Source organism: Superficieibacter sp. 1612_C1 (genome assembly GCF_015234305.1).
Taxonomy (GTDB): domain Bacteria; phylum Pseudomonadota; class Gammaproteobacteria; order Enterobacterales; family Enterobacteriaceae; genus Superficieibacter.
Map to the genome: position 1 here is coordinate 466,853 of NZ_JADGMI010000001.1, position 11,627 is coordinate 478,479.

The 11,627-nt window shown below is 57.0% G+C and carries 10 protein-coding genes; 3 read left to right on the forward strand and 7 right to left on the reverse strand.

All coding sequences use genetic code 11. The features are described from left to right. Nucleotides 1-127 precede the first annotated feature (127 nt). The 7 genes from speFL to kdpF all read right to left on the reverse strand — a co-directional run bounded on the left by speFL (nt 128) and on the right by kdpF (nt 8,259). Nucleotides 128-232 (reverse strand): leader peptide SpeFL, encoded by a 105-nt coding sequence (gene speFL / locus INT84_RS02285; protein ID WP_148872342.1) that lies wholly within the window; start codon nt 230-232, stop codon nt 128-130. Between the two features lie 259 nt (nt 233-491). Next, entirely contained in the window at nt 492-1,178 is a 687-nt protein-coding gene (kdpE, locus tag INT84_RS02290) for a two-component system response regulator KdpE (protein ID WP_194205466.1), read from the reverse strand. Continuing rightward, nucleotides 1,162-3,843 (reverse strand): two-component system sensor histidine kinase KdpD, encoded by a 2,682-nt coding sequence (kdpD, locus tag INT84_RS02295; protein ID WP_194205467.1) that lies wholly within the window; start codon nt 3,841-3,843, stop codon nt 1,162-1,164. Before kdpD ends, kdpE begins: the two co-directional genes overlap by 17 nt. Next, nucleotides 3,840-4,418, reverse strand: a complete 579-nt coding sequence (kdpC, locus tag INT84_RS02300) for a potassium-transporting ATPase subunit KdpC (protein ID WP_194205468.1) — start codon at nt 4,416-4,418, stop codon at nt 3,840-3,842. The genes kdpD and kdpC overlap by 4 nt, the downstream gene beginning before the upstream one ends. A gap of 7 nt (nt 4,419-4,425) precedes the next feature. Then, a complete protein-coding gene (kdpB, locus tag INT84_RS02305; protein WP_194206094.1) occupies nt 4,426-6,474 on the reverse strand; it encodes a potassium-transporting ATPase subunit KdpB in 2,049 nt (682 codons plus the stop codon). Nucleotides 6,475-6,490: 16 nt separating this feature from the next. Further along, the gene (kdpA, locus tag INT84_RS02310; protein WP_194205469.1) at nt 6,491-8,170 is read right to left on the reverse strand and encodes a potassium-transporting ATPase subunit KdpA; all 1,680 of its coding nucleotides are present in this window, start codon (nt 8,168-8,170) and stop codon (nt 6,491-6,493) included. Next, nucleotides 8,170-8,259: a K(+)-transporting ATPase subunit F gene (gene kdpF, locus INT84_RS02315; RefSeq protein ID WP_194205470.1), complete on the reverse strand. Its 90-nt coding sequence runs from the start codon at nt 8,257-8,259 to the stop codon at nt 8,170-8,172. Before kdpF ends, kdpA begins: the two co-directional genes overlap by 1 nt. A 622-nt stretch (nt 8,260-8,881) precedes the next feature. Between kdpF and INT84_RS02320 the strand changes: the two genes are divergently transcribed. The 3 genes from INT84_RS02320 (at nt 8,882) to phrB (ending at nt 11,589) form a co-directional block, all read left to right on the forward strand. Next, nucleotides 8,882-9,088 (forward strand): YbfA family protein, encoded by a 207-nt coding sequence (locus INT84_RS02320; RefSeq protein ID WP_176916937.1) that lies wholly within the window; start codon nt 8,882-8,884, stop codon nt 9,086-9,088. A 119-nt stretch (nt 9,089-9,207) separates the two neighbouring features. Next, complete coding sequence (locus INT84_RS02325) at nt 9,208-10,164, forward strand: DUF523 and DUF1722 domain-containing protein (protein ID WP_194205471.1); 957 nt, start codon at nt 9,208-9,210, stop codon at nt 10,162-10,164. A gap of 3 nt (nt 10,165-10,167) precedes the next feature. Continuing rightward, entirely contained in the window at nt 10,168-11,589 is a 1,422-nt protein-coding gene (gene phrB / locus INT84_RS02330; RefSeq protein ID WP_194205472.1) for a deoxyribodipyrimidine photo-lyase, read from the forward strand. Nucleotides 11,590-11,627: the final 38 nt, after the last annotated feature.

Sequence of the window (11,627 nt, forward strand, 5' to 3'; positions counted from 1 at the left end):
AACCCTGCCAGTCCGGGGGCTGGCAATGCAGGATTTAGCTAAGGCGAGCGCTGTCTGCTACAGGTAACGTCCTGTATTACAGAGATTTCAGGAAAGTTGCTATGCTGAAGCGCCCGAGGTCAGAAGACTATCGGGCGTTGAAGAAATGAAAGTCAAAACTATTGCGGTGGGCAAACATCATAATATGTGTTGTCCGCCTGATATGTGGCATAATTCGGCTATTGTTTTCCATAATAATCACCATTCATGAGTCAATTGAAGGTATGCTCATTTTATCCAGAAAAAAGCCTTTAACTGTGAAGCGGATCACCAAAATCCGATCTATCCAGAAATAATTACCCACGTTTTATGCATATTGGCTGATAAATATTATTTGTGTAAATGGGTTGTGAATAATATGTAATTACTTTTATTTTAATAAATCTTTTCGCCAGCCAAAATAATTGCCGGAAAAAGAGGGTGATAAATAAGAGGGGAAAATGAATAGTTATTCAAAACATAAAACGATAGCCAATGCCGGTTTCCGTTAATAAATGGCGGGGGCGGGCCGGATCGACCTCTACTTTCTGGCGTAAATGCCCCATATAAATGCGCAAATAGTGACTATGTTCGACGGCGTTGGGTCCCCAGACCTGGTTTAATAGCTGACGCTGGGTTAATACTTTTCCGGCATTGTTAAGCAACACCGCCAGCAGGCGGAATTCAATTGGCGTCAGATGGACCTCTTCACCGTCACGTAAAATTCGCCGTGCGGCCAGGTCGACCACCATTGCGCCAAATGCCACCTGCGGTTCATTTTTTTGCCCGCTGGCGTGGCGAGGCAGCGCTACCCGCAGGCGGGCCTGCAATTCCCCGATCCCAAAAGGCTTACTGAGATAATCATCGGCACCTGCATCAAGGGCGTCGATTTTGTCCGCCTCTTCAGTGCGTGCCGAGAGCACGATAATCGGCATCTGGCTCCACAGCCGGACTTCACGAATAAAATCGATGCCGTCGCCGTCCGGCAGCCCGAGGTCGAGGATGGTCAGGTCCGGTTTACGGCTGGCGGCTTCGAGCAGGCCGCGCTGGAGGGTATCGGCTTCATATACGCGCAGCCCGTCCGCTTCCAGCGCGGTGCGCAGAAAACGGCGAATCGCCTGTTCATCTTCAATAATTAAAACGTTAATTACAGTGCTCATCAAATTCCTCAAGCCGGGGTGCCGCGTCCTGCGGTAGGGTAACACGAAAACAGGCTCCGCCCTGTGGACGGTTACTGGCGGTAAGCGTACCGCCGTGAACGCTGACGATGGCCTGACAAATTGCCAGTCCTAATCCCACGCCGGGAATGGCTGACTCCTTCATGCCGCGGGCAAACTTATCGAAAATACGCTTTTCCTGCCCGGCAGGAATGCCAGGCCCACTATCCCACACCTCCAGTACCAGTTGTGCATCCTCCAGCCAGGCGTTAAGACCGATTTGCGCCCGTCGTCCGGCATATTTGAGGGCGTTTTCCAGTAAATTAATCAGCACCCGCTCAAACAGCGGACCGTCAACATGGATAAGTGTCAACGGCTCGCAAAGCGCCAGGTCAATGGGACGGCTGCCCGGCTCAAGGCTTTGAAGTGCGCTGCCGACCACTTCCTCCAGCGTCAGCCACTCTTTCTTAAGATTAAAGCCGCCAGACTGGATGCGCGCCATATCCAGCAGGTTATTGACCAGCCGCGTGGTGTTCAGCACGTGCTGGCGAATTTCACTGGCTTGCGGCGCGTGCTTCGAACCTTCACTGGCCAGATCGAGGGTCAGGATTTCCGCCTGACCAAACAGCACCGTCAGCGGCGTGCGCAAATCATGCGAAAGTGCCGCAAGCAGGGCATTACGCACGCTCTCACGCTCGCTCGCCAGCCGCGCCTGTTGTTCACTGGCGGTCAGCGCCAGACGTTCCAGCGCGCTGGCAATCAGTAGCGTAAAAGTTTCCAGCAGCCGTTGTTGTTCCGGGATCATCAACTGACGCAGGCTACCCGGCTCCACGATCACCAGCCCGTGCGTCCGGCTGGCGCTTTTCAGCGGCAGAATTTGGTACGGTACGCCGGGCAGGGTATCGGTGCCGGCTCCGGCGGGCTGGCCGCGATCGTAGCTCCAGCGGGCAATCGCCTCGTCCCAGGGCGTAATGCCGGGCTGCGGCGTCAGCGGCATCAGCCGGGCCTCAGCGTCGGGAAGTAACAGCTGACTGCGGGCCTGAAAGGTGGACTGTATAAACTGCTCGCCGATGGTCGCAATATCCTCCGCGCTGCGACTGACCGCGAGCCGCCGCGACATCTCATACAGATGACGGGTACGCTGCTCACGATAGCGCGCCACCCGCGCCTGGTAGCGCATTCCCGCCGTCAGATTACCGATCACCAGCCCGACAATCAGCATCACGATAAAGGTCAGAATATACTGCACGTCTGAGACGGCGAGGGTGCCGTGCGGGGCGATGAAAAACAGATCGAAGCTGACCACATTCACCACGGTCGCCAGTACCGACGGCCAGCGTCCGTAGCGCAGAGCGACCAGCACCACCGCCAGCAGATAAATCATCACCAGGTTGGTGGGATCGAACGCCGTGAGCCACTGCATTGCCATCAGCGTGATCCCGGCGCACAGCACGAGCGCGACAACGCAGCCCTCAAACTGAACGCGCCAGCGTTCCAGCAACGAACGCGTATCGCTGGCGCGTGGCGGCGTAGCGGGAGGGTCATCCAGCGCGACAATCACTAAATCTAAATCCGGCGCGTGGCAGGCCAGTCGCCCGGCAAAAGAGTCGCCCTGCCACCAGCGACGGCGGGTTTGCCGCCCCAGCACGATCTTGCCAAGATTGTGCTCGCGGGCATAACGCAGGACCGCTTTCTCTTCCGACGGATCGGCGAGGGTCGCGGTCTCCGCCCCCAGCTCCTGCGCCAGCCGCAGCGCGTTGAGGATCGCCTGGCGCTGGGCACGTGCAAGACGGTGCAGACGGGGCGTTTCGACATACACCGCATGCCAGACGCTACCGAGTTTTGCCGCCAGACGCGCGGCGGTGCGCACCAGCTTTTCGCTGCCGGTCTGATGACCGATACACAGCAAAATGGCATCGCGGGTATGCCACACCTTTTCCTGCCCCTGATGTTCCCGCCAGACCCGCATCTGGTCATCAACACGGTCGGCGGTGCGGCGCAGGGCCAGCTCGCGCAGGGCGTAAAGGTTGCCTTTACGAAAGAAGTTTTCAATCGCCCGTTCAGCCTGCCCGGCAAGGTAAACTTTTCCCTCGTGCAGACGCTGGCGCAGATCGTCGGGAGGCAGATCGACCAGCACGACGTCATCGGCGGCGTCGAACACCGGATCGGGTACGGTTTCCCGCACCTGAATGCCGGTGACGCCGCTGACCACGTCGTTCAGACTTTCCAGATGCTGCACATTGAGGGTGGTAAAGACATCGATGCCCGCCTCAAGCAGTTCCTCAACATCCTGCCAGCGCCGGGGATGACGCGAGCCGGGCGCATTACTGTGCGCCAGTTCATCCATCAGAATCAGGGCCGGACGCCGTGCCAGCGCCGCATCCAGATCAAACTCCTGCACCTTGCGCCCACGATGGGTGAGGGAGCGCGGAGCCAGTACCGTCAGCCCGTCAAGCATCGCTGCCGTCTCTTTACGCCCGTGCGTCTCCACCACGCCCGCCACAATATCCCGCCCCTGAGCGCGCAGACGCTGCGCCTCTGCCAGCATTGCCCAGGTTTTCCCCACCCCCGCGCAGGCACCAAAAAAAATCTTCAGCTTGCCCCGGTGCGCGGTGGCAGTTTGTTCCAGCAGCCGATCGGGATCGGGACGCTGCGGCTCGTCGGTCATTTATTATCCTTTACCCCATCGAGGGCAATATTCAGCTCAACAATATTTACCACAGGTTGACCGAGAAAGCTGAACAGCGGTTTTTGCGTGGCGTGGTCAATCAGCGGCGCGATCTGTTCAACCGATAAATGACGCGCTTTAGCCACGCGCGGCAGTTGCCAGAGGACGGCCTGCGGCGTGAGGTTGTTATCCAGACCGCTGGCGGAGGCGGTGACCAGTTCGGTCGGCACCGCGCCAGCCGCGTCCGGGTTTTCCGCTCGCAGCGTTTTAACTCGCTCAGCAATGACGCTATCCTGCGCCGGATTGCTCACCGCAAGGTTGCTGCCGCCGGATGCTTCGGGGTTATATGGCCTCTCCGCCGTTGCCGACGGGCGACCGTGAAAATAATCAGGCCGGGTAAAATTCTGGCCGATCAGATAAGAGCCGCGCACGCCATTTTCATCCTCAATAAGCGAGCCGTTAGCGCGGTCGCTAAACCACCATTGACCCAGCGTGGAGGTCAGTAGCGGATACACGCCGCCGGTCAGCACGGTTAAAAAAATCATCAACGAAAATGCAGGACGTAACAGAGTCATATTCACCTCACGCCAGACCCAGCAGGGTCAGCAACAGATCGATAAGCTTAATGCCAACAAAAGGCACAATCAGACCACCCAGACCGTAGATCCATAAATTGCGCCGCAGCATGGCAGAGGCGGACAGCGGCTTATAACTGACGCCACGCAGCGCCAGCGGAATTAGAAAGACAATAATCAGCGCGTTAAAAATCACCGCGCTGAGGATGGCGGAGGTGGGGGAGTGCAGGTGCATAATATTCAGCACGCCAACCTGCGGCCAGGTGGCAACGAACGCCGCCGGGATAATGGCAAAATACTTCGCCACATCGTTTGCCAGGCTGAAGGTAGTCAGCGAACCACGGGTCATCAGCATCTGTTTACCGATATGCACCACTTCAATCAGTTTGGTGGGGTTGGAGTCCAGATCCACCATATTGCCCGCTTCTTTTGCCGCCTGGGTGCCGGAGTTCATCGCCACCGCCACATCAGCCTGGGCCAGCGCCGGGGCGTCGTTGGTGCCGTCCCCGGTCATGGCAACCAGACGACCCTCTGCCTGATACTGGCGGATCAAGGCCAGCTTCGCCTCCGGCGTGGCTTCCGCGAGGAAATCATCCACCCCGGCTTCGGCTGCAATAGCGGCGGCGGTCAGGCTGTTGTCACCGGTGATCATCACCGTCTTGATCCCCATCTCCCGCAGGCGGGCGAAACGCGCTTTAATGCCGCCTTTAACGATGTCTTTCAACGCGATGACGCCCAGTACCCGCGCACCTTCCGCCACTACCAGCGGTGTAGAACCCTGACGGGCGACCTCTTCAACGTTGCGCTCAACGTCTGCCGGAAACTGTCCGCCATTGCTTTCCACATGGCGGCGAATAGCCTCTACGGAACCTTTGCGGATCGCACGGTTATCAACGTTAATCCCGCTCATTCTGGTTTGGGCCGTAAACGGAATAAACGTGGCGTGCAGAGACTGGATGTCACGCTCGCGCAGATTGAAGCGCTGTTTTGCCAGCACCACGATACTGCGGCCTTCCGGGGTTTCATCGGCCAGCGAGCTGAGCTGGGCCGCGTCAGCCAGCGTTTTCTCCTCCACGCCCAGCGCAGGAATAAACGCCGACGCCTGCCGGTTACCGAGCGTAATGGTGCCGGTTTTATCCAGCAGCAGGACATCCACGTCGCCCGCCGCTTCTACCGCGCGTCCGCTGGTGGCGATGACATTAGCGCCCAGCATCCGGCTCATCCCGGCAATGCCGATGGCCGAAAGCAGACCGCCGATGGTGGTCGGGATCAGACACACCAGCAGGGCAATCAGCGCGGTCACGCTCACCGGTTCGCCTGCATATGCCGAGAAAGGCCACAGTGTCGCAGTCGCCAGCAGGAACACGATGGTCAGGGCGATCAGTAAAATGGTCAGCGCAATCTCGTTGGGGGTTTTACGCCGCTGCGCACCTTCCACCATCGCAATCATCCGATCCAGAAAGGTTTCGCCCGGATTGACGCTGCATTCGATCACCAGCCAGTCGGAGAGAATACGCGTTCCGCCAGTAACCGAGGCAAAATCACCGCCGGATTCGCGGATCACCGGTGCGGATTCGCCGGTGATCGCGCTTTCATCCACCGAGGCACCGCCTTCAATCACTTCGCCATCGCAGGGGATGATGTCACCGGCGTCGACCCGCACGATATCGCCTTTACGCAGACTGGCGGCCGGAACGCGTTCACCGTCGGCATCATGCGTTGAGCCGTGAAGTTTCCAGGCAAATGCCGTTTTCTGCACCCCTTTCAGGCTGCTGGCCTGCGCTTTACTGCGTCCTTCGGCCATCGCTTCTGCTACGTTGGCGAACAGCACCGTAAACCACAGCCACAGGCTAATGGCGGCGGTAAAGCGCCAGTCGCCCGACGACAGGCCCATCAGCATGGCGATAGCGAGTCCGGAGGTGAGTACGCTACCCACCCAGACGATAAACATGACCGGGTTGCGAAGCTGAACATGCGGGCTTAATTTTTTTAGCGACTCAACGGCGGCTTGCCGCATCAGCGCAGGTTCGAATAACGCCTGTTTTTTGCGATTCATCATGTGTTCCACCGGCTCAACGTAACGAAAGAAATTCTGCCACCGGTCCGGAGACCAGCGCGGGAATAAAGGTCAGGGCACCGACCAGCAATATCGTGCCCATCAGCAGGCCGACAAACAGCGGCCCGGTGGTGGTCAGCGTTCCGGCGCTGGCCGGCTGGATTTTTTTCGCTACCAGCGAACCGGCGATTGCCATTAGCGGAATAATCACCCCGAAGCGACCCACCAGCATGCAAAATGCCAGCAGCCCGTTCCAGAAGGGTGTATTGGCGCTCAATCCGGCAAAGGCGCTGCCGTTATTGTTGGCGGCGGATGAGACGGCATACAGCACCTCGCTAAAACCGTGCGCGCCGGGATTTAACATCCCGCTACGCCCGGCTTCGGTCATCATCGCCAGCGCTGTGCCACCTAACACCAGCGCCGGGGTGACGAGGATCGCCAGCGCGGTCATTTTCATCTCGCGGACATCGATTTTTTTACCCAGATATTCCGGCGTGCGTCCGGTCATCAGCCCGGCGATAAATACCGCCAGCAACACGAACAGCAACATGCCGTATAGCCCCGAGCCGACGCCGCCAAAAACCACCTCACCGATTTGCATTAGCCACAGCGGGACCATGCCGCCGAGCGCGGTAAAGGAGTCGTGCATGGCGTTGACCGCCCCGCACGACGCCGCGGTAGTGACGACCGCGAACAGGCTGCTGGCCAGAATACCGAAGCGGCTCTCTTTGCCCTCCATATTCAGGCTGCTGTCAGCGCCCAGCGGCATCAAATGCGGATTGCCCTGGGTTTCGGCCCACATCACTACCGCAGCACTGACGATAAAAATCAGCGTCATGGCCCACAGCAGCGTATGACCCTGACGGCGATCGCCCACCGCCTCGCCAAACGCAAAACAGAGCGCGGCGGGAATAAGGAAAATTGCCAGCATCTGTACGAAATTGGTCAGAGCCGTCGGGTTTTCAAACGGGTGCGAGGAGTTAGCGTTGAAAAAGCCACCGCCGTTGGTGCCGAGCATCTTGATCGCTTCCTGCGAGGCGGCGGGCCCCATCGGCAGCCATTGCTGAACGCCTTCGAGCGAAGTAATGGACTGGTACGGCAACAGATTCTGGATCGCGCCCTGTTGAATGAAAAACAGCGCCAACAGCAGCGACAGCGGTAGCAGGATCCACAGCGTGATCCGGGTGAGATCCACCCACGCATTGCCCAGCGTTTCCCTGCTCCGGCGAGCAAAGGCGCGCGCCAGGGCAAAGATCACCGCTATCCCGCTGGCAGCAGAAAGGAAGTTTTGCACCGTCAGCCCGACCATCTGACTGAAATAGCTCATGGTGCTTTCGCCACCGTAGGATTGCCAGTTGGTATTGGTGACAAAACTCACCGCGGTATTCAGCGCCAGATGCCAGGAGAGGCCGGGCAGGTGCTGCGGATTCAGCGGCAGCCCATCCTGAAAGAGGAGTATAAAAAACAGGACCAGCAGACCCAGCAGGTTAAAGAGCAGGATCGCCAGCAGGTAGTGCCGCCAGTTCATCTCCTCACCGGAAATGCCCAGCAGTTTCCACAATGCGTTTTCCACACGGCTAACGCCGGGGAAGGTATTGCCAGCAATCATCCCCGCGAGTAGCGCCCCTGTCGGACGGGCGAGAATAAACAGCACCAGCAGAAAGCTGGCGATCAGTAAAAATCCTTGCACGGCCATCAGAATGCCTCCGCGTTAAGCAGGGCATACACCAGCCACGCCAATAACAGGATCACCAGCACCACGCCAGCTATTACGCCTGTACCCACACTTCACCTCCACAACGATTAGCGATATGCGCTGAAGGTAGGCGTTGGCGTGCAAAGATTTTGCAAAAATCCACGCTGGGGATGTAAAAAAAGTATAAAAATGCGGTCGCGGGTACCCCCGTTTGCGGGATGTGCGCCGTTTTGCCGGGTGGCGGCTTCGCCTTACCCAGCCTACAAATTACACATTCTCAGTAAGTTAAGTGGATTTCGTAGGCCCGGTAAGCGCAGCGCCACCGGGCATCATTCAAATCCGACATTATCAATAAGTTATGTGGATATCGTAGGCCCGGTAAGCGCAGTGCCACCGGGCATCATTCAAATCCGGCATTATCGATAAGTTACGTGGTTATCGTAGGCCCGGTAAGCGCAGCGCCACCGGGCATCCTTCCCCGGTATAACGTTTGTCACCAGTCTGCTAAAAATGACAATACCCATTATTTAACTAATGATTAGTATTATTTTAACCTTTATGTAACTTAATTACGCTGTGAATGTAAATGATGCTTAAATAACCCAAAAATAGTGGTCGGATGAGTAGTAAAATTACACAAAAAAAGTTACTATTTTAATCAGAGAACGATTTCCGGTTAACGTTACCGACCAACTTAAGGGGGAGAACTCTATGAATATGTATAAAGATTACTCAGCGAGCACCGTGTTATTTCGTCGTATTTTCGCCCTGCTGGCGGGAATCATTGCCTTACCGGTGATGCTGTTCTGGAAAGATCGCGCACGCTTCTACAGCTATCTGCATCGTATCTGGTCGAAAACCAGCGAAAAACCGGTATGGATGGATCAGGCCGAAAAAGCAGCCTGTGATTTTTACTAAGCAAGACGACACACAGCAATAATAATTTTTCCATCCTCTTATGGCCCGTCTTAACCAGACGGGCCATTTTTTTGTCTGATGCTGACTACACTTACTCCTGAGAATAATCAGGAGCCGTTATGAGTGACAAAATTCCTGTGGGCGTCAGCGCCTGTGTGGTAGGGGAACAGGTCCGTTTTGATGGCGGACATAAACGGCTGACCTTTGCCGTCGATGACTTAGCCTCGTGGGTCCGTTTTGAACCCGTTTGCCCGGAGATGGGCATTGGTCTGCCGGTGCCGCGTCCCGCGCTACGGCTGGTCAAAAACAGCGAAGGCGACATCGGCCTGCGCTTTAGTGATAAACGCGAAGGTGACTTAACGGCGGACATGGAAGCCTTTGCCCGTCAGCGTATCCGCCATTTCGAACATTTATGCGGCTATATTGTCTGCGCGAAATCGCCCAGTTGCGGTATGGAGCGCGTGCGCGTCTACGATGCCGATGGCAAAAACAATCGCAAAGCGGGACGCGGCATTTATACTCGTGTACTGATGGAGACGTTTCCGTGGCTGCCGGTTGAGGAAGACGGGCGATTGCACGATCCGCTGATCCGCGAGAACTTCGTCGAGCGCATTTATGCTCTGCATGAACTTAATACCCTTCGCGAAGCCGGGCTGACGCGCGGTGAGCTGATCGCTTATCACAGTCGCTACAAGCTTTTGTTGTTGGCCCATTCACAGCCAAAATATCGCGAGCTGGGACGGTTCGTGGCGGCGATCAACGAGTGGGCATCGCTTGAGGACTATTTTGCTGAGTATCGTCAGCGGCTGATGGATCTCATGTCCATCCCCACCTCGCGTCGCAACCATACGAATGTGTTGATGCACGTGCAGGGTTATTTCCGTAAACAACTCAATTCACGCCAGCGTCAGGAGCTGGCGGCGCTGATCGACCGCTATCGTCAGGGGCTGCAACCGTTGCTGGCTCCGGTCACGCTGATTAAACATTACATGGCAGAATACCCGGATGCTTATCTGGCGGGACAACGTTATTTTGATCCCTGGCCCGAAGAATTACGCTTACGTTACGGACATTAATTTATGACCACCCATCTGGTCTGGTTTCGGGCCGACTTACGTCTTCATGACAATCTGGCGCTGGCAGCGGCGTGTCGGGACCGACACGCCAGGGTACTGGCGCTGTTTATCGCTACTCCTGAACAGTGGCAAGCGCATCATATGTCGCCGCGTCAGGCGGCGCTGCTGGTCTCGCAGCTTAACGCTCTACAACAGGCGCTGGCGGAGAAGGGCATTCCATTAATTTTTAAACAGGTCGCCGATTTTGCCGCCAGCATTGAGGCGGTAAAGCAGGTTTGCGAGCAGGAGCAGGTCAGCGATCTTTTTTATAATTACCAATATGAGCTGAATGAACGGCAGCGTGATGCGCAACTGGAAAAAACGCTCAATGACGTGGTGTGCCAGGGCTTTGATGACAGCGTCATGCTGGCACCGGGCAGCGTGATGACCGGCAATCATCAAATGTATAAAGTATTTACCCCGTTCAAAAATGCGTATTTACGTCGCCTGATGGACGGACTGCCGGAATGCGTTGCCGCGCCGTCAGTTCGCGAGAGCGGGCCGCTGACGGGCACACTTGCGACGATTAACATTCGCTATCCGCAGGAGCCGTTTGACGAGCAGCTTTTTGCTGCGGAGGAAACCGCCGCTATTGCCCGTCTGCGCGAATTTTGTCGCCACGGAGCGGGGGAGTATGAGCAGCGACGTGACTACCCGGCGATTGACGGCACCAGCCTCCTGTCGGCCTGTCTGACCCTCGGCGTCCTTTCCCCGCGCCAGTGCCTGAACCGCCTGCTGGCGGAACAGCCGGACGCGCTGTCCGGCGGGGCGGGGGCCGTCTGGCTGAACGAGCTGATCTGGCGGGAATTCTATCGTCATCTGATGACGTACAATCCGTCACTGTGCCGCTATCGGCCTTTCATTGCCTGGACGGATAATGTGCAGTGGCAGCAGGATGACGCGCAGTTTGCGGCGTGGAAACATGGCAAGACCGGTTATCCCATCGTCGATGCGGCCATGCGGCAAATGAATGCTATCGGCTGGATGCACAACCGGTTACGGATGATTACGGCCAGTTTTCTGGTAAAAGATCTGCTAATCGACTGGCGGGTCGGCGAGCGTTATTTTATGTCGCGGCTGATTGACGGCGATCTGGCGGCCAACAACGGCGGCTGGCAGTGGGCTGCCTCGACCGGCACAGATGCCGCGCCCTATTTCCGCATCTTCAACCCGACCACCCAGGGCGAGAAATTCGACCGTGACGGCGAGTTTATCCGCCAGTGGCTACCAGAGCTGAAAGCGGTGCCGGGGAGGGCGATACATTCGCCGTGGGAATGGGCAGAGAAGAACGGCGTGACGCTCGATTATCCGCGTCCGGTAGTGGATCATAAGCAGGCGAGAAAAACCACCCTGGCGGCTTATGAAGCCGCGCGCAAAGGGGCATAACAAATTGCCCGGCAATATCGCTGCCGGGCAACAGGATA